Genomic DNA, 18,516 nt, shown 5'->3' on the forward strand with positions numbered 1-18,516 from the left:
GCCATCAGGACATGCCACCCGGCCATCAGGACACGCTGGCCGGTCATCCGGACATGCCACCCGGCCATCAGGACACGCTGGCCGGCCATCAGGACACGCTGGCCGGCCATCAGGACATCCCACCTCCACTCTCTCGCTCCGGCGCTTGCCGCTCGCGTCCGGATCGTGCGTCTGCTCTGGACAGCGCTTCGAGCGGACTCATCTTCGCGTCTCCGCGCCGCGCCCGGAGGGGGCGTCGGACGCAGGAGGAGGGGTCGAGCAATCATCATGGCAAAGCAAGGGAAGGACTACGATCGCTGGGTCAAGGCCGCCGCCGAGCAGGGGCGGACCGATAACCCGCTGAGCCTGCCGTACGACGTCGCCGTGCGCGAGGCGGTCGCCGCCGCGGCGTTCGTGAAGAAGTACTGGGAGCCCGACGGCGATCGCCCGGGCCTCAAGCGCGTCAAGAGCCGACTGCCCGCTTCGAGCAGCGACGATCTGCTCTCCATCGTCCACGCCGTGCAGGAGGCGCAGACCCGGCTGCTCCTCATCGTCGACCCCGCCGTGGCCGACTTCGGAGAGCGCGCCAGGTTCGTTGTCGATGAGCTCGAGTCGGCCCTCGAGTTCCTGCTCGACGACGACGTCGACGAGCCCGCCGACGCGCAGCTCGCGCGCATCAAGGAGTTTCACGCGCAGGACGGCCAGCGCTCCAGCGCCCTCTCCCAGGCGCTCCGCGACTACGCGGGGCTCGCGGCGTCGCTCGAGGAACGCCTGGTCGAGGCCGACGAGGAGTTCGATGTCCGCCTCATCGTCGAGGCCAGGAAGCTCGCGGAAGACCTGCAACGGCGAGCGCTGGCGACGATCCCGGACGGCGACACCTCGGCCGCCGCGACCGCGATCCGCAATCAGCTCCTGCACCTCATGGTCGAGCGCGTCGGCGCCATCCGGAAGACGGCGGCGCACGTCTTCCGCCGCCATCCGGAGATCGTCCGGGAGGCCACGAGCGCCTACGAGCGGCGCCGCCGCGCTGCAACCCGGCGGGAAAAGGCCCGCAAGGCCGCAGCGGGCAAGGCGGTGGACAGCCGATCCGGCGCAGCGCCTCCGCCTCCGCCCGCGGCGTCCGCGAGCTCGGCCGGCGCTCAGCCCTCGTGAGCTGCGCCGTCCCGTCCGCGCCGCGCGCTCCTTCCGTTCTGCGGTGCGTCCCTCTTCCGTGACAACTTGACAACCGCACTCGTTGGCGGGGCGCGTCTCCGGAATCCATGCTCCCGCCCGCTTGCGCCCCGCCCGCGACCGGCGCAACCCTCGGGCTCATGCAGACCCGCGCGCGTCACCCGCCGCTCCCGCGCTCCACCGGGCCGATCCTGGTCGCCGTGGCCGCGGCCCTCTCTCTGTCCGGGCCGAAGCCCGCACCAGCAGCGCCGCCCGAGGCCACGTCCTCGCCGCCTCAGTCCGCGGCCTCCCAGGCGCCGAAGCTCGACATCCCGTTCACCAAGTACACCCTCAAGAACGGCCTCACCGTGATCCTCCACGAGGACCACGCCCTGCCGATGGTCGCCCTGAACCTCATGGTCAAGGTCGGCTCGCGGTTCGAGGAGCCGGGGCGCACCGGCTTCGCGCACCTGTTCGAGCACCTCATGTTCATGGGCACGCGCCGCGTCCCGACGAAGCAGTTCGACGCCTGGATGGAGGCCGAGGGCGGCTGGAACAACGCGTGGACCAGCGAGGACCGGACCGCCTACCACGAGGTGGCGCCGGCCCACGCGCTGCCGCTCCTGCTCTGGCTCGAGGCCGATCGGTTCTCGTCGCTCGCGGACAGCATGGACCTCCCGAAGCTCAACGCGCAGCGCGACGTCGTGCGGAACGAGCGCCGCCAGACGAGCGAGAACGAGCCCTACGGCAAGGTCGACCTCCTCATGCCCTCGCTGATGTACCCGCAGGGACACCCCTACCACCACCCCGTGATCGGCTCGCACGAGGACCTCCAGGCCGCGACCGTCGACGACGTGACGACGTTCTTCCGGCGGTGGTACGTGCCGAACAACGTCTCCCTCGTCGTGGCCGGCGACTTCGATGCGCAGAAGACGCGCGAGCTCATCGAGCGGCTCTTCGGCGGCATCCCGGAGCGGCCCGTCCCCGCGGCGACCGCGCCCTCGCCGGTGAAGCTGAGCGGCGTCGTGCGCAGGACGATCGAGGACAACGTGAACCTCCCCAAGGTGATCATGGCCTGGCACAGCCCCGCGCACTTCGCGCCGGGCGACGCCGAGCTCGACCTCCTCGCCACGGCGCTCGAGCAGGGGAAGGCGAGCCGCCTCTACAAGGCCCTCGTCTACGACAAGCAGCTCGCCCAGGAGGTGAGCGCCGTGCAGAACTCCGGCGATCTCGGCTCGACGTTCACCGTCGAGGCCATCGCGCGGCCGGGCGTGCCGCTCGAGAAGGTCGAGGCCGCCATCGACGCCGAGCTCGCCAAGGTGCGGGACGCGAAGCTGAGCCGCGAGGAGCTCGATCGGGCCAAGAACCAGTACGAGACCGCCTTCGTGACGGCGCTCGAGTCGGTCGCCGGCCGGGCCTCGATGCTCAACCGGTACGAGACGTCGAAGGGCCAGCCCGGGTTCGTGGAGCAGGATCTGAAGCGCTACCGCGACGCGACCGCGGAGTCGCTGCAGGCGTACGCGAAGAGCACCCTGGACCCGAACGCCCGCGTGATCCTGCGGGTCGTGCCGAAGGGCAGCGAAGAGGCGAAGAAGGCGGTGACGAAATGAGAGCGAGACACGCAGGCGCGATGATCGCGCTGGTCGCCGCGGCCCTCGGCTGCGAGCCGAGGACCCCGGCGCAGTCCGCCGCCCGGGCGGAGGCGCCGCGGCCGAGCGCCCCGCCGGCGGCCGCGAAGCCCGCGGACCCGCTCGGGCCCAAGCCGGAGCTGCCGACGCCGCAGCCGTTCACGCCGCCGGCGCCGGTGGTGCTCGACGGGCCGAACGGCGCGAAGGTGTGGCTGCTCGAGCGCCACACGCTGCCGATCGTGTCCGTGTCCATCGGCGTCGCGTCGGGATCGGCGGACGATCCGAAGGGCGCGGCGGGGCTCGCGCACATCACCGCGGACATGCTCGACGAGGGCGCGGGGACGCGGAGCGCGGTGGAGCTGTCCAGCGCGATCAACGACCTCGGCGCGACGCTCTCGGTCGGGGCGCGCGCCGACGGCAGCGTCGCGACGCTCTCCGTGCTGAAGAAGAACTTCGGCAAGGCGTTCTCGCTGCTCGCCGACGTCGTCGCGCGCCCGCGGTTCGAGGCGAAGGAGTGGAAGCGCGTCAGCGAGCTCTGGCAGAACGACCTGAGGAAGCGCGGCGACGACGCGACGCGGGTCTCGGGGCTGGTCTCGATGGCCGCGCTCTACGGGCCGGGCACGCCGTACGGGCACCCCGTCGACGGCCTGGTCGCGGACGCGAAGTCGATCGGCCTCCCGGCCGTGAAGGCGTTCTACAAGGCGGCGTGGCGCCCGGACCGCGCGGTGATCACCGTGGTCGGCGACATCACCCGGGACGAGCTGCAGCAGGCGCTCTCGCGCGATCTCGGGACCTGGTCGGCGAAGGGCGCCGCGCCGGGCGCGAAGGGCGCGGCGGCGAGCGCCGCGGCCGCAGCGCAGGGCGCGGCGGCCGCGCCGGCGTGGAAGCCGCCGCGGCTGGTGCTCGTCGACCGCCCGGGGGCGCCGCAGTCGGTGATCGCGGCCGTGCGGGAGGGGGTCGCGGCGAGCGATCCCCGGCGGCCGCTGCTCCAGCTGATCAACTCCGCGCTCGGCGGCTCGTTCACGTCGCGCCTGAACCAGAACCTGCGCGAGGATCACGGCTGGTCCTACGGCGCCGGCTCGGCGTTCACCGAGACGAGGCTGCCGGGCGCGTTCGTGGCGCGGGCGTCCGTCGTCACCGAGGCGACCGGACCCGCCCTGAAGGAGATGCTCGCCGAGCTCGCCAAGATGGCCGACTCCGGGCTGACCCGGGACGAGCTGGCGAAGGTGCAGGCGCAGGACCGCGCGGATCTCGTCTCCGCCTACGAGACCGTGAACCGCACCGCCCAGCGCCTCGGGACGCTGGCGCGGCTGAAGCTGCCGGAGACGTTCGACGGCGACGCGAGCAAGGCGCGGCAGGGCGCGACGCTGGCGAGCCTCGCGGAGCTCGCGAGGGCCGTGGATCCGAAGACGGCGACCGTCGTGGTGGTGGGACCGCGGCAGGAGATCCTGCCGCAGCTCCAGGGGATCGGCCTCGGCGAGCCGGAGGCGTGGGACGTCGAGGGGCAGCCGATCCAGCCGAAGAGAGAGCCCTGAGCGGCGCGCGCCCTGGCCGGGCGCTCCTCCCGCCGCGCGGGCAGCGGGGGGAGCGGGCGGCAGGATCGCGCCCTCAGGGCGCGGTCGGCTCGAAGTCGATCGGGCTGCTGGGCGCGCCCTCGTGCAGGACGCCGTCGCCGAACCAGTAGACGAAGCGGGGCTCCTCCGCCCCGTCGAGGTAGGCCTCCAGCCGGACCACGGCGCCCGGGGTGGTGGCAAACGTCATCGCGTCGATGTCCGAGCCGGTCTCGGCGTGGAAGTACGCGACGCCGATGTCGATGAGGCGCGTCGCGTCCGTCTTCTCGATCTCGATCCCCGCCAGGTCGATGAGCTCGGACGCCGTGTCGACCGAGGCATAGAGATCGAAGCTGCAGACGACCTTGGAGGTGTTGGTGTCGCAGGTCGTCCAGAGCGTCCACGTCCCGCCCTCCGTGTACTCGACGAAGATGCCGACGCCCTCGCCCGGCTCGGTGCTCAGGGTGGCGTCCGTGTCGATGGCGACGCGCCGCACGTCGTCCGCGGGCGGCGGGGGAACGCTGCCGTCGTCGTCGTCCCAGTCGTCGTGGGCGCGATGGCCATCGCGGTCGCCGTCCTCGTCGACGATGATGCAGCCGGCCGAGGCGAGGGGCGCAGCGACGAGGATGAGAAGGAACGACCACAGTCCCAGTGAACGACGCTTCACAAAGTCAGCGGAAAGAGTCATTGGATCTGCTCCTGCTCGTGGACGTCGCAAGACGTGGGCCAAGCGCTACCTCGACCGCGGGCGACCGGACGGCGGCGCCGTCTTCCCCGGAGCCGGGCCTGCCGGGAGGTGGATCCTGGGGCGCGCCGGTGCCGGGGGCGCGCTCGGGCGCGCGTGAGGCTTCGCGATCGGCTGCGGCGCCGGCGTCGTCTGCGGCAGCGGCCGCGGCGCCGTGGGCGACGGCGATCGGTGCGGGAGGGCACGCGTGGCGGCCGGCGTGCCGGCGGCGCGCGGCGCCCTCGCCGCCGGCGGCTCCGGGGCGGGGACGGGCGACGGCGGCGTGACCGCCGGCCGGGAGGGCCGGTGCGATCGGCTCGCGCCGGTGCGGGGCGGCGCGCCCGCGTCGGAGACACCCCGCGCCGGGAGGCCGGGCCTGGCGACCGGGGCCGGAGCGTCGCCGCCGGGCGTCCCCCGCAGGTGCAGCGGTGTGCGCAGCGCGGGCGCCGCGCGACGATCGTCGCGCGCGGGCGACGCCGGACGGCGCGCCGGAGGGGGCGCGAGGCGCGCGCTCGGGGTCGTGCTCCTGCGCGCGTAAGCGAGGGCGCGAGGATCCGGCCTGTCGCGGTGCCTCGGCGCGGCCGAGGAGGGGACGCCGGCCTCCGCGAGCGACGGCGACGCCGGGCGGTAGCCGGCAGGACGGATGCCGTGGGGCGGGCTCGAGCGGCCCGCGTCCCCATCGCGGCGCGGTCGGACGTCGGCGCGCCCGGGCCTGCTCGCGGTCGGCCGCGCCGGCCTGTAGGTGTGCGAGTGCGCGGCGATGCGCCGGACGACCTCGCGATCGCGGACGACGTGCGTGTGGACGTGGCGATGGAACACGTGCGTCGTCGGGCAGAAGACGTACGCCGCCGGGGGAACGGTCCACAGCGAGACCGCGACGCCGCCGCTCCAGGTGTAGGTGGGCGGCATCGGGGCCCAGCCGACGTAGCCGGCGTCACCGACGCGCCAGACGACCCACGCCGGGGCGTACGTGCGCCCCGGGATCCAGGCCCAGCCGTGGGCGGAGATCCAGACCCAGCGGCCATAGTGGAAGGGGATGTGGCCCCACGCGTAGTCGCTGACCCAGAGCCACTCGCCGTCGTCGGTCAGCGCCCAGTGGCCCGCGGTCTGGTAGGGCGCGAAATCCGGGCCGACCACGACCGCGGAGGGCACCCAGACCGTGCCGTAGCCCGGGGTGTCGATCCAGGTGCCGTACGCGGCGAGCGGCTGCTGGAACTCGACCAGGGCGCTCGGGTCGGTGTCTTCGTACTCGTCCGCCTCGAGCTCGGCGTTCACGCGGACGTCGACCTGGACCGACGGGGGCCCGGCGGGCTGGGCGGCGGCGCTCGCGGGCGCGGCGAGGAGCGCGACGAGCAGCGGCAGGGCGCCGCCGAGCCGGCGGAGCCGGGCCCCGGGGATGCCCGGCGCCGCGGGGGCAGGGCGCGAGGGGGAAGCGGACAGCGGGAAAGGCATCGGCAGCATGATGGGTCCTTCTGGAGGGGGGTGCCAGGGAGAGGTCGGGCTGGCCTCGGGTGCCCTCAGATCTCTTCAGACGTCCCTGCGCGCCCGATGTTGCACATTGCAGGCCACCATCCGGAGCGCCGCGCTGGCGTGCCCGACCGAGGTTGAGGCATCGGCGCCCGACCGAGGTTGAGGCCCGGGCACCCGACCGAGGTTGAGGCATCGGCGAGGTTGAGGCGCGGGCGCCCGACCGAGGTTGAGGCATCGGCGCCCGACCGAGGTTGAGGCATCGGCGCCCGACCGAGGTTGAGGCCCGGGCACCCGACCGAGGTTGAGGCCCGGGCACCCGACCGAGGTTGAGGCTCGGGCGCCCGACCGAGGTTGAGGCCCGGGCGCCCGACCCAGGTTGAGGCCCAGGCGCCCGACCCAGGTTGAGGCGTCGGCGCTCCTCAATCGAGATCGCTGTCGCCGAGCGCCGGCGTCTCGTCCCCCGGAGGCGGCGCTCTCCCGGGCAGCGCCGGCGGGCTCGGAAGGAGCGACAGCCGCGTGTGCGCGTCGGCCAGCTTGCGGTCGGCCTCGCGCAGGCGCCGGTTCAGCACCCGGATCACGGCGTCCGCGATCTCGGCCGTCTCCCGCACCGCCTCGTGGAAATCCTCGGCGGAGACCCGGAGCAGCTCCGCGTCCTCGGTCACCACCGCGGTCGAGGCCCTCGGCTCGCTGTCGAAGAGCGACATCTCGCCGAACACGTCGTTCGCGCCGAGGCGCGCGATCTCGCGGCCATCCAGCGTGAGGCTCACCTCGCCCGAGATGATCGAGTAGAGCGCGCCGCCTGGCTCGCCCTGGCGGAAGATGAAGTCGCCCCGGGCCAGCGACACCACGAGCGAGCCGCGCGCCAGCGCCACCAGATCGTCGCCGGCCACGCGGGAGAAGAGCGGAACACGCTGGAGGAACAGGACCTTCTCGATCGTCGTGTACATCTCGTCCTCGGGGTCGATGCCGGTGCCGCCGGTGACCGCCCAGTATCGTGCGTAACGGGCCACCGCGGGATCCTCATCGGCCCGCAGCGCGTCCAGCCGCTCGCGGGCGCCCGGCGGCGACGTGACGGCGACCGCGATGGCGGCCGCCTCGCGGACCAGCGGGTCCGGATCGTAGGTCGCGGCGAGCGCGTCCCCGGCGGCGCCGGCGATGGAGTTCCGGGCGACCGCATCGAGCGCGAGCGCGGCGCTGTACGGGTCGCCGCGCACGATCTCGTGGCGGATCCAGGAGATGACCTCGGCCTCCGGCGGCAGGGGCCTCCGGGGGAACGCCGCGGACAGCTCGAGCAGCCGCTCGACGAGGGAGACGAGGCGCTCGCGCAGCGGGCGGTCGAGGAGCGACTCCAGCACCTCGAACGCGTTGGCCCGCAGCGCGGGATCCGGGCCGAAGACGTGGGTGCGCACGAGGGCGACGACCTCGCGCGGGTAGGCGAGCTCGCACAGCCGGAGCACGCGGATGAGCCCCTTCCGCAGCCGGCGGAGCAGGTGCTGGTCGAGCAGCGCGCCGGCGACGCGGGGGCGCACCGCGATGTACGCCTCGCGCGTGCGGACGTGCTCCACGGTCTCGTCGTCGATGCGGGCGCGGATCACGCGGAGCGGCGCCGGCGGCGCGCGCAGCGCGAGGCGCAGGCGCGACGCCGACGCGAGCACCTTCTGGCGGAGGGCCTCGTTGGGGTGGTCGATCCGGGCGAGCAGCACGTCGAGCGCGTCGTGGCTGCAGAGCCGCGCGAGCACCCGCGGGATCGCGAGCCGCACGGCCCGCGGGGTGCCGTCGTCGCCGAGGCGCGCCGCGAGCTCGGGGATGGCGTCGTCGCCGAGCGCCTCGATGGCCCGGGCCGCGGCCGGCGCGAGGGCGCGCTCGGCGAGCGCGTCCGCGAGCAGGGGGAGCAGGCGCGGGTCGGCGACGCTCGACGAGGAGCGCACGGCCGCGCGCCGCACGGCGGGGTCGGGATCGCCGATGAGCCGCGCGAGCGCGCGCTGGAGCGACGCGTGGCCGACCAGGCCGAGGATCCTGGCGGCGGCGACGCGATCGCGGGGCGACGGGCTGTCGAGCAGCGCGCGCAGCCGCGGCGCGCCCTCCAGCATGCCGTCGAGGCCGCAGTAGCGCAGGAGCGCGGCGATCGCGGCGGCCCGGAGCGCCTCGCCGCCGGTCGCGTCCGCGGCGGCGCCCTCCCGCGCGAGCGCGAGCAGCTCGTCGTGGGCGTCCTCCCGCAGCAGCGCGGCGAGCGCGGCGACGGCGGCGACGCGGACGTCGGTGTTCCGGTCGTGGATCGCCGCGCGCGCGATGCTCGCCCCCTCCTCGTGCTCGAGCTCGGCCGCGAGGCGCACCGCGAGTGCGCGCACCCTGGCCGATCCGTGGCGCGCGAGCGCGGGCACGGCCTCGCGCACGAGGGTCGGGTCGAGCTGCTGGAGCTGGTCGACCGCGAAGAGCACCTGCACCATGGCGCGGCTGTAGAGCGCCTCCTTGAGGATCGCGCGCGTCTGGGGGCCGTACGCGACGCTGTCCGGCTCGATCTGGCGGCGCATCAAGGTCCGGCGCATGGCGTCGAAGTAGCCGCGCCGCACGAGCGGCAGGAGGGCGATGGACGCGGCGCAGAGCGGGAGCGAGTAGACGCCGATCCACGCGGCCTCCTCGACGAGCGCGGCGCCCGTCGCGGCCGTGGGCGCCACGGCGAGCAGGATCAGCGCGCCGAGCCCGTAGCCGAGGGGCTTGGCGATCGTGGAGACGAGCGTCCGCGCCCGCTCCCGCAGCGCCGGCGGGAACGGGAAGAACAAGAGCTGCATCGTCGCGTCGTAGATCGTGAGCTGCAGCGCGTTGTCGCTCAGCTTGAGGATCGCGCCCCAGGCGAGCGACGGCGCCGCGAGCAGCGCGACGGTGCTCGCGGTGAACGCGGCCGGCATGGCGAGCAGCCCGCCGAGCACGCCGTGGCGCCGGAGGACCCGGGGGGTCGCGACGAGCTGTACGAGGAGGCCGACCACGCCCATGGCGCCGTAGAGGAACCCCATGAACCGGGTGAGGTCGTCGACGTGGGGGTAGGCCGTGAGGGCGATCGCCTTGAACTGGTAGTCGCCGATCGTGAGGACCGTGAAGAGGAGGAAGGTCAGCAGCGCGACGGTGAGGGCGTAGCGCGATCGCCACACGTCCATGCGCGGAAGGCGGGCCTGGAGGAGCTCTTCGTCGCCGGACGGGGGGCGCCCGAGCGGGTAGCGCCGCGCGAGCGCGGTCGTGAGCGCGGCCATGGCGAGGAGCGCCGCGATGAGCACGAACAGGAGGTTCTCGGTGCCGATCCACCGGACGACGGCGCCCGTCGCGAAGCCGCAGGCGACGGTGCCGACGACGCGCCCGCTGCCGATCAGGCCGAAGAGGCGCTTGGCGCTGCGCGGGTCGTGCAGGTCCTGGGCGACGGCCCAGACGAGGACGGCGGTGAAGTTCGCGATGATCTCGGACCAGATGTAGAAGACCAGGATCGCGGCGCGCGCCTCCTGGCCGATGAGGACGCGCAGCAGCGCGAACGTGGCGGCGCCGAAGAGGGCGAAGGCGACGCACAGCTGGGCGCGCGGCAGGTGGCGGGCGACGCGGTCGTACGCGAGCGCGGCGACGGCGGAGGCGACGCCGTAGACGATCCACATCGGCGCGATCCAGGTGACGGGGAACCTGGTGAGGAAGAGCGCGTCCCGCGCGGAGCGGCCGACGACGAAGACGAGGGCGGCGAGGAAGAGCAGGCAGAAGAGCAGCGCGGTCCGGTGCAGCTCGACGCGGGTGAGGGGGACGCCGAGGACGGCGGTGTCGGCGTCAGGGGCGGCGCCGCTCGGCTGCAGCCGGCTGGGCCGGCTCGAGGTCGGGCGCACCGACGGGGTGGCGCCGGACGCGGGGGACGCGGGCGCGCCTTCCGGGCGCGCGCTGGGCTGGCCGGGCTGCCCAGCGCGCGCCGTCTCCGGCGGCGCGGCGCGCTCTTTCGCGCTCGGCCCTGCCTTCGAGCCCGGCTGCGGGGGAGCGGCGTCGGTCGAATCCACGGGCCTCACGCTAGCCGAGCTCTCTCGAAGAGCGCGTGTTTCGGGCCACGCAGCTCGTCCGCCGGCCCATGGCGCTGCGCGGCGGTCCGCTCACCCCGCTGCTCCGCGGCGTCGATGCCAACTTGTCAGGAACGCACGGCGACCATGGCCAGCTCGTCATGCGGCGCGCCTCCGAGCCTCCGAGGTGGGGCGTCGAGGACGCCTCCAAGGACGCCTCCGACGGGACCGCGGGGCCTTCGAGGGCGCGTTCGACGCGGCATCCGGCGTGGGCGCACGCGGGCGCACGACCGTTTTCCGCGCCGTTCGAAGGGCTGTGCGAGGCATTTGCGGCGTGGTACGAGCTGTGCTGAAAGGACGCGCCCATGGACACGACAAGGTATCTCGTGCGGCCCCGGCCGCGAGGGCGGCGGCACCTCCCCCGGCTGTGCGCGGTGGCCCTCGCGGCGGCGGCGCTCGCCGGAGGCGCGCGACAGGCCGGCGCGACGGTGACCATCAGCACCGACGTGAGGCGCACCGAGCTGCAGCGGCCAGACGCGCAGTACCCGCTCTGGATCAGCCGCGAGGACTGCCTGACGAACAACGATCTCGAGTTCACGCTCACGCTGAGCGGCTTCTCGACCAGCGATACGCTCGCCGTCTGGGTCAGCGAGTCGCTGGACTGCCTTGCGTATTCGAACCGCGACACCGGCACGCGGTGCAAGCAGGTGTCGGCCGAGTCGAACCTGGATGACACGATGGTCGTCAAGGTGTCGGCCAAGGCGATCGCGGAGGCCCTCGGCGCGGAGGGCTGCGACAGCACGAGGGCCAGCACCGGCGCGGTCCCGCTGAACATCTATTTCCTGCGGCTCGTCTCCTCGGACCAGGACAACCCGGATCACGCCAAGTGGGATACCAGCAAGATGGACCTCCAGGGCCCGAAGCCGCCGACCGGCGTGGCGGCGCACCCCGGGGATGGTCGCCTCCTCGTCGACTATACGCAGAACGAGGACGAGGACGTGCAGGGCTACTACCTCTACTGCGATGATGGGGGGCAGTCCGCCGCAGCTTCGAGCGGGGCAGGGGCAGCCGGAGGAGGCGATGGCGCGGGGGGATCCAGCACCGGCGGCGGGGCAGCCGGAGGCGGCGACGGCGCGGGGGGATCCAGCACCGGAGGCGGCGACCGCGCAGGGGGAGCCGGAGGCGGCGCGACAGGCGGCGGCAGCGCCGGTTGTCAGTCGTCGCTCCTGGTTTCGGGGGAGATCCCGGACGCCAAGTACCAGTGCGGCAGCGTGGGGAGGGCCAGCCGCGGCGAGGCCACGGAGAACATCGTCAACGGTAGATCGTATGCCGTCGGCGTCGCGGCCTATGACCAGGTGGGCAATGCCGGGCCGCTGTCGGCGATCTCCTGTGCGACCGCGACCGACGTCGACGGGTTCTTCGAGCAGTACCGGGACGCCGGCGGGCAAGCCGGTGGGGGCTTTTGCAGCATCGAAGGGCCGGTGGGGGCGGGCCGGTGGGCTGCTGCGCCGCTCGCCGCCGTCGCGGCCGGCGCGGCGCTCGGGTTGTTGCGCAGGAGCCGTCGTCGTCGTCGTCGACGCCACGCGCACGCGCGCGCGTGTTCCTTCACGCAGGAGAGCGAATGAGCTGTCATCTCCGTCATCAGCTGGTCGCCTGCCTCGCCGGCGGCGCGGCGCTCCTCGCCGCCTCCGTGGCCGGCGCGCAAACGAGCTACGGGACGGGCGACTGGCGGCAGCACGATCGCTCGAGGATCCAGCGAGAGGAGCGCTATGCGTCTCCTCAGAGCTTCGCGTTCGAGCTCCGCTTCGCCCCGTACTCTCCCGAGGTCGACGAGGAGTTCTCCGGCGCGGGCCCCTACGGGAAGACCTTCGGCGACGGCCAGAATTTCTATTTCGGGGTCGAGGTCGACTGGCTGCCGCTCCGGATCCCGTACGTCGGGGCGATCGGCCCAGGGCTCGGCTGGGGGTACACGTCGGCGTCGGCGAAGGCCTTCGTGGCGGGCAGCGACGACAGGGCCGAGGCAGAGGAGACCTCGCTCACCATCATGCCGATGCACCTGTCGGCCGTCCTCCGCGCCGACGAGCTGATGCGCAAGACGGGCGTCCCGATCGTGCCTTACGCGAAGGTCGGCCTGGGGATGGGGTTATGGACCACGACGTCGGGCCCCGGCACGCCGAAGCCCGATGGCGTCCGGGGCGAGGGCGTCACGTGGGGCACGCACCTCGCGTTCGGCGGGATGCTCGCGCTCAACTGGCTGGACCGCCGCTCGGCCTCCCAGCTCGATGAGACGACGGGCATCAACCACACGTACCTGTTCGGCGAGTGGATGTTCGCGAACCTCGACGGGCTAGGCTCGCGCCCGCAGATGCACGTCGGCACCTCGACGTGGGTCCTGGGGCTGGCCTTCGACATGTGAGGCGCGGCGCCGTGCGATGCGCGCGGCGCCGGTGCGCGCTTCACGGCGCGCTGCCTTCGAGCGGCGCGCCGCCGTCGTCTTCCTCGATCACCGTCGTTCCCCGCGGCCGGGCGGTCGTCGCGCGGCGCGGGGGGCTGTCGCTCGCGAAGGCCTCGACGGTCTCCTTGGTCGGGGCCCCGAAGATGGGCACGACGAGCTCGCGCGCGGCGCCCTCGCGCTCGTACGTGATCTTGAGCTCGCTGGCGCTGGCCAGGGCGCGATAGGCCGCGAACAGGTCGTCCGGGCGCTCCAGGGTCGTGCCGTTGACCTGGGTGACGACGTCGCCGGTCTTGAGCTCGATGCTGCTCCAGTCCGCGGGCAGCGCGAGGATCTTCCAGCCGATGAACGCGCCCGCCCGGACGACCTCCTCGACCGGCACGCGCCGCAGGATCCAGGGCGGTCCCTGCATCAGCACCCGGTCGACGTCGGCGCGGGCGAGCTGCCCGGCGGGCGCCGCCTGCTTGGGCGGCGCCGCGCTCTGCGCGCGCGGCGCCGGAGCCGCTGCCGGGGCGGCCGTCTGCGGCCCGCCGCACCCTGCGACGACGGACAGGGAGAGACATGCGCCGAGCAGGAGTCTTACGGGCGTCGACATCGGCGGGACTATGCGCAGCGGACCCGAGGAGGCCAAGTTCGATGCGCGGCGGGGGCGATGGCGGAAGCGATGCCGACGCGAGCGGCGAGCCAGCTGAGCCGCAGGGCCGGGGCCGCCGGGCTCGCGAGGGGCAAGGAGCGTCGGAGAGGGTCGGGGAGGCGGGATTTGAACCCGCGACAACGAGCACCCAAAGCTCGTGCACTACCGGACTGTGCGACTCCCCGGGCAGAGCGCGTCCGCGAGCGGGACCATAGACGAGGCGCCTTGCCGGGGCAAGACAGGTCGCACCGGTGATCGAGCGCGTCGAGCGCCCGACGCCGGCCGATCGAGCGCCCGGCGTCGGCGAGGCGTCGGCCGCGCGGCGTCCGCGTGGTTTTTCAGGTGCGTCGCCGCATGAAAGGCGCTGAAATGAGGGCGCAGTATGAGCGGGACGGTCGCGTCGCTGTCGGTCCATCACCTGGCCGTGGTCGTGCGCGACCTGGTGCGGGCCGAGGCGTTCTACGCGGGCGTCCTCGGATTGCCGGTGGTGCGGCGCTGGACGGACGAGGCCGGAGCGCCTCGGTCGGTGTGGCTGGAGCTCGGGGGCGGCGCCTTTCTGGCCGTGGAGCGGGCGGGCGCCGCCGGGCCGATGCGCGCGGACGAGGCGCCAGGCTGGCACTGCGTCGCCCTGGGGATCGCGCCGTCCGAGCGGGAGGCGTGGCGCCGTCGGCTGGCCGCGGGCGGCGTGGGCGTCGAGCGGGAGAGCGCCTACACGATGTACGCGCGCGATCCCGACGGGAACCTGGTGGCGCTCAGCCACTACCCGCACCCGCAAGCGGGGCCGGGCTGATGATGGCGCGGACCGTGTGCAGTGCGCGTGGAGCGCCGTGGTGAGATGATGGAAGGTCGGGCGGCGCGCCAGGGACCTGGAAGCTGCTCGAGGGCCTGCGCGTCGAAGGGGAACGAACGAGCCGGAGGGTTTCAAGATGCCGCGTTCAACGTCCGATTCCATGTCGCCTGATGCGCCCGTGCCGCTCGTGTTTCCCTGCGGGGCGATCGGGCTCGTGGGCGGCTGGATCACGGCCGACGTCCTCGAGATGGACGAGCTCGTGCCCCGCTTCCTGCTCGCGGGTGTGACCCCGATCGTCGCGGCGTTGCTGGGTCATTACCTGACGCCGCGGATCGGAGGCGTCTGGGGCGATGGATCGATGGCGTTCGGCGCGGGCGATGCGCTGGTGGACGGCGCGCCGTGGGTCGACGCGCCGGGGAAGTGGACCCGGCGAGGGCCGTTCGTGGCGGGCGTGCTGGCGCTGTGGGCCATCGTGGTGGCCGGCGTCGTGAACGGGATGACCATCGGGCTCGTGGTGGGGCCGGCGGGGATGATCATCGGCGCGGCGTTCGGCGCGGTGTTCGCGCTGCCGTTCGTTCCGGCGCTCGCGGTGGTGCTGATCGCGGCGAACCGCGTCGGGCGAGCGCGCGCCGGCTCGATCGTGGCGCTCTCGGATCGGCGGGCGGTGTGGGCGGCGACGGCGGCGGTGATCGCGGTCGCGCTCCAGCTGGGGTCGGGGCTGCCGGGGGCGGCGGCGCCCGACCTGGGGCGCCTCGTGGCGGCGATGGGGTTCGCCGTGGTGGCGGGGCTGTGCGCGCTGGACGCGCTGGAGATCGCGAGGGTGCTGAAGCTGCCGCGGGAGCGGAGCGGGGCGGGGGACGAGGTCGCGGAGCGGATCGCAGCGGAGATCGAGGCGGGGGCGACGGGGGCGACGGGGGCGACGAGGGCGGGAGACGACGGCGCAGCGAGCAGCGCTGCGCGGGCCGGGGGGAAGGGGACGGGGGAGAGGATCGATCTCGGCCTCGGGGACGAGGTGCAGGTCGAGGTGGTGAGGCCGACCCATGCCTACCGGGGGGCGCAGCAGATCGCCCGGGTGGTGCGGGGGGACCGCGAGCGCGCCGTGGCGGCGCTGCGGGCAGGGCTGATGCGGGGCGCGGGCGCGCTGGCGATCGGGGCGGCGCTCTGGAGCGAGGTGTGGAAGTGATCGAGGCGCGCGGCGGAAGGCGGAAGAGCGCGGGCGGGCGGCCGGCGGAGGAGCGCGGGCCGGTGGGGCGCGGCGCAAGAGCGGGCTGGACGAGGGCGTGGCTCGGGATCTGGCTTGATGCGTGAGGCGAGGTGTGCCAGGGTCCGGCGCCCGTAGCGGCTGTTGCCCCTGCCCCCGTAGCTCAGTGGATAGAGCAGCGGTTTCCTAAACCGAAGGTCGCAAGTTCAATTCTTGCCGGGGGTGCCGAAGGATTTCGGGCACTTACGAGAACTGGCCCAGAGGTCGTGGGCAGACTGTGGGCAGATCGATCTGCCCATGATGCCCGTGGTAGCGGTTGCTCCCTCCAGTGGCGTGGCGCTCCTGCGCCGGGTTCTCACGGATGAGCTCGTGCTCGACGGCTGCTTCCAGGCAGCAGCGGAGCAGGTTGAGCGTGTTCTTGATCGTCTGCTTGCCGAGCCTGCGTTTCGGTACGGCGCGGTACCCTCGGCCCGCCGCGGCGCTCTTTCGGAGCATCTCAGCGAGCCAGTCCTGGCGCGCTGGCGAAGAGCTCCAGGCTTCGCGTGAGGCTCGGCATCATCGGGAGCTCGTTCATCAAGAGCGTCTCCGGCGCAGTGGAGGTCGATCCAGCGGATTGGGCGAGATCTCGCGTCCAATCCGCGCTCCACGCGCACAAGCTGTCCAGGATCCCGCTGTGCGACGGGACCGTCCGCTCGCGGAGCTACGTCGCCTCAGCGACGATGGTGTCGATGTGACCGTCGAGGAGCCGATGATATCGAGCGATCTCCTGGGCCTCCCACCCTTTGGGGGTGTCAGGGTCTTCACGGCCGTGTCGCGCATCCGCTCGGCGGCCGTGCGCAGGTCGCGCTCCATGCCCTGCGCTTCCCGCGTCGCAAGCGCCAGGCCGACGACGCCACAGGGAGTCTGGATCAGGACCTCACAGCGCGTAGGGGACAGGTGATGGGAGGCGCCCCCCGGTCACGAGCCGGCGCCGTCAGGCGACCACGAACGGAGCGCTGGTCGGCAGAGCATGATCGGAGAGCTCGCGCGCCCTGGCGATCGCCTGGCGAGGTGTCCTCAGCGCGGATGGCGAAAGGCGCTCGCGCGAGCGCCGCGAACATAGAGGACGACCCGGCGCGGACGTTCGGGGAGCACGAGCGAGCATTGCGCCGCGCACCAGGCTGCGGAACTGACGTCGCTGCGCCGCGTAGACCCGGCGGGTGTCGGGTCTACGCGGTATCGTCCAGCAGGCCTTGAAGCTCGGCGTATCCTCGATCGTAACCGTCGCGGCGGGCGGTGATGATATAGTGGAGCCTCGCTTGCCTAAAGAGAGATCGCTGGGCAGGCGATGGAGGCGCGACCCATGCCCGTACCGTTGCCGTTCCCTGGCGTGCAGATTCAGGAAATCCCAGCCGGTGTGCGGGCAATCGTCGGAGGATCGACGTCCGTGACCGCCTTCGTGGGGCGCGCATTGCGAGGCCCCAAGGAGGTCGCGACGCGGTGCTTCTCCTTCGACGACTTCGCTCGCAAGTTCGGCGGGCTCTGGGCGGACAGCCCGATGACCTACGCCGTCTACCACTACTTCCAGAATGGCGGGACCGAAGCCGTGATCGTGCGGCTGGCGCCGGGGGCGAACAGGAGCTCCGCCGACCTTGCGACCGGCGCGTCGCCGAACCTGACGCTCGAGGCAGCGAGCGAGGGGGCCTGGGGCAGCAACCTCCGAGTGACGGTGACCGACCCGGCGGCGGGCTCCTTCCTCCCGGCGGAAGCGACGCAGGTCTTCACGCTCACGGTGCGCGAGGTGGATCCCGCTGCGCCGAGCGACACGAGCCGCGATCGAGCCACCGAGACATTTATCAACGTATCGGTGTCCAGCAGCAGCCCGCGGTACGTGAAGCGGGTGCTCGAGCAGCAGTCCAGTCTGGTGCGCGTGAAGACCGACGCCACGCAGCGGCCAACCAACGTTGCCAACGCTCCCTTCTCGAGCGTCGGCGACGGGAGCGCGCTCGCGGCCACGGACTACGACAACCCCGGGGATCTGAGCTTCCAGTCGAGCCGCCGAGGGATCTACGCGCTCGACGCGATCGACACGGTGAACCTGCTGTGCCTGCCGCCGCCCGCGCGAACCGTCCCGCAGTTCACCGGCGTGTGGACCGCGGCGGCGAGCTACTGCGACAAGCGCTTCACGATGCTGCTTGTGGATCCGCCGGCCTCATGGACCACAGCGGCGGCGGCTGCCGCGCGCACCGGGCTCACGAGCCTGACGAGCAAGAACGCAGCGTTCTATTTCCCTTTGCTCGTGATGCCCGACCCGCTCGCCGCCGGCCGGCCGGCGAGCTTCGCGCCGTGCGGTGCGGTCGCCGGCGTCATCGCACGCACTGACGGGGAGCGTGGCCTGTGGAAGGCGCCGGCCGGGCAGGACGCGGGCCTGCGCGGCGTCGACGGCTTTTCTGTCAGCCTCTCCGATCCCGGCGCCCGGCTGGCCCTCACCGACGCGCAGTGCGGCGCGCTGAATCCCGCGGGCGTGAACGCGCTGCGCCCCCTCGGTGTCGCAGGCTCGGTGGTGTGGGGCGCGCGCACGGCGCAGGGCGCGGACGTGCTCGCCTCGGAGTGGAAGTACCTCTCCGTGCGGCGCCTCGCGCTCCACATCGAGCAGAGCCTCAAGGAGGGGACGCGCTGGGCCGTCTTCGAGCCGAACGACGCGCCGCTCTGGTCGCAGCTCCGGCTCTCGATCGGGGCGTTCATGCACCAGCTCTTCCGTCGCGGCGCGTTCAAGGGAGCGCGCTCACAGGAGGCCTATTTCGTCAAGTGCGACGCCGAGACGACGACCCCCGCCGACCAGGATCGCGGCATCGTCAACGTTATCGTGGGCTTCGCGCCGCTGAAGCCCGCCGAGTTCGTCATCCTGCAGTTCCAGCAGATCACCCGGGCGATCGCCTGAGCG

14 protein-coding genes and 2 tRNA genes are annotated in these 18,516 nt (G+C 73.2%); 10 read left to right on the plus strand and 6 right to left on the minus strand.

The window, feature by feature from the left end; translation table 11 throughout:
* The first annotated feature begins 267 nt into the window (after nucleotides 1–267).
* The 3 genes from WMF27_RS10465 to WMF27_RS10475 all read left to right on the plus strand — a co-directional run bounded on the left by WMF27_RS10465 (nucleotide 268) and on the right by WMF27_RS10475 (nucleotide 4,291).
* Nucleotides 268–1,131 (plus strand): hypothetical protein, encoded by an 864-nt coding sequence (locus WMF27_RS10465; RefSeq protein ID WP_437769051.1) that lies wholly within the window; start codon nucleotides 268–270, stop codon nucleotides 1,129–1,131.
* 158 nt (nucleotides 1,132–1,289) lie between these two features.
* Entirely contained in the window at nucleotides 1,290–2,738 is a 1,449-nt protein-coding gene (locus WMF27_RS10470) for a M16 family metallopeptidase (RefSeq protein WP_437769050.1), read from the plus strand.
* Complete coding sequence (locus WMF27_RS10475; protein ID WP_437769049.1) at nucleotides 2,735–4,291, plus strand: M16 family metallopeptidase; 1,557 nt, start codon at nucleotides 2,735–2,737, stop codon at nucleotides 4,289–4,291. The genes WMF27_RS10470 and WMF27_RS10475 overlap by 4 nt, the downstream gene beginning before the upstream one ends.
* Before the next feature lie 73 nt (nucleotides 4,292–4,364).
* On the opposite strand, the gene WMF27_RS10480 is transcribed toward WMF27_RS10475, so the two are convergent.
* From WMF27_RS10480 to WMF27_RS10490, 3 genes are all read right to left on the minus strand, one after another.
* Nucleotides 4,365–4,973 carry a hypothetical protein gene (locus tag WMF27_RS10480; protein ID WP_437769048.1) on the minus strand — a complete coding sequence of 203 codons (609 nt, stop codon included), beginning with the start codon at nucleotides 4,971–4,973 and terminating at the stop codon, nucleotides 4,365–4,367.
* A gap of 66 nt (nucleotides 4,974–5,039) precedes the next feature.
* Nucleotides 5,040–6,491: a DUF6600 domain-containing protein gene (locus WMF27_RS10485; protein WP_437769047.1), complete on the minus strand. Its 1,452-nt coding sequence runs from the start codon at nucleotides 6,489–6,491 to the stop codon at nucleotides 5,040–5,042.
* Between the two features lie 428 nt (nucleotides 6,492–6,919).
* Nucleotides 6,920–10,519: a HEAT repeat domain-containing protein gene (locus WMF27_RS10490; RefSeq protein ID WP_437769046.1), complete on the minus strand. Its 3,600-nt coding sequence runs from the start codon at nucleotides 10,517–10,519 to the stop codon at nucleotides 6,920–6,922.
* A gap of 362 nt (nucleotides 10,520–10,881) precedes the next feature.
* Between WMF27_RS10490 and WMF27_RS10495 the strand changes: the two genes are divergently transcribed.
* Together WMF27_RS10495 and WMF27_RS10500 are read left to right on the plus strand one after the other, a co-directional pair.
* Nucleotides 10,882–12,141 (plus strand): hypothetical protein, encoded by a 1,260-nt coding sequence (locus WMF27_RS10495; protein WP_437769045.1) that lies wholly within the window; start codon nucleotides 10,882–10,884, stop codon nucleotides 12,139–12,141.
* Nucleotides 12,138–12,932 (plus strand): MXAN_2562 family outer membrane beta-barrel protein, encoded by a 795-nt coding sequence (locus WMF27_RS10500; protein WP_437769044.1) that lies wholly within the window; start codon nucleotides 12,138–12,140, stop codon nucleotides 12,930–12,932. The genes WMF27_RS10495 and WMF27_RS10500 overlap by 4 nt, the downstream gene beginning before the upstream one ends.
* A 40-nt stretch (nucleotides 12,933–12,972) precedes the next feature.
* Here the strand turns inward: WMF27_RS10500 and WMF27_RS10505 are convergent, their stop codons facing one another.
* Entirely contained in the window at nucleotides 12,973–13,563 is a 591-nt protein-coding gene (locus WMF27_RS10505) for a serine protease (RefSeq protein ID WP_437769043.1), read from the minus strand.
* 150 nt (nucleotides 13,564–13,713) lie between these two features.
* A tRNA-Pro gene (locus WMF27_RS10510) sits at nucleotides 13,714–13,787 on the minus strand.
* Between the two features lie 197 nt (nucleotides 13,788–13,984).
* Here WMF27_RS10510 and WMF27_RS10515 point away from each other — a divergent pair.
* The 3 genes from WMF27_RS10515 to WMF27_RS10525 all read left to right on the plus strand — a co-directional run bounded on the left by WMF27_RS10515 (nucleotide 13,985) and on the right by WMF27_RS10525 (nucleotide 15,818).
* Complete coding sequence (locus WMF27_RS10515; RefSeq protein WP_437944121.1) at nucleotides 13,985–14,392, plus strand: VOC family protein; 408 nt, start codon at nucleotides 13,985–13,987, stop codon at nucleotides 14,390–14,392.
* A 160-nt stretch (nucleotides 14,393–14,552) separates the two neighbouring features.
* The gene (locus tag WMF27_RS10520; RefSeq protein ID WP_437944122.1) at nucleotides 14,553–15,575 is read left to right on the plus strand and encodes a hypothetical protein; all 1,023 of its coding nucleotides are present in this window, start codon (nucleotides 14,553–14,555) and stop codon (nucleotides 15,573–15,575) included.
* Between the two features lie 170 nt (nucleotides 15,576–15,745).
* Nucleotides 15,746–15,818, plus strand: a tRNA-Arg gene (locus WMF27_RS10525).
* Nucleotides 15,819–15,836: 18 nt separating this feature from the next.
* On the opposite strand, the gene WMF27_RS10530 is transcribed toward WMF27_RS10525, so the two are convergent.
* Nucleotides 15,837–16,088, minus strand: coding sequence for a hypothetical protein (locus WMF27_RS10530; RefSeq protein ID WP_437944123.1), 252 nt, complete (start codon nucleotides 16,086–16,088; stop codon nucleotides 15,837–15,839).
* Between the two features lie 47 nt (nucleotides 16,089–16,135).
* On the opposite strand from WMF27_RS10530, the gene WMF27_RS10535 reads away from it, so the two are divergent.
* Nucleotides 16,136–16,327, plus strand: a complete 192-nt coding sequence (locus WMF27_RS10535) for a hypothetical protein (protein ID WP_437768992.1) — start codon at nucleotides 16,136–16,138, stop codon at nucleotides 16,325–16,327.
* 608 nt (nucleotides 16,328–16,935) lie between these two features.
* Nucleotides 16,936–18,513 (plus strand): phage tail sheath family protein, encoded by a 1,578-nt coding sequence (locus WMF27_RS10540; RefSeq protein ID WP_437944124.1) that lies wholly within the window; start codon nucleotides 16,936–16,938, stop codon nucleotides 18,511–18,513.
* Nucleotides 18,514–18,516 lie beyond the last annotated feature (3 nt).

The organism is Sorangium sp. So ce281 (assembly GCF_051527395.1).
Lineage (GTDB): Bacteria > Myxococcota_A > Polyangia > Polyangiales > Polyangiaceae > Sorangium > Sorangium cellulosum_B.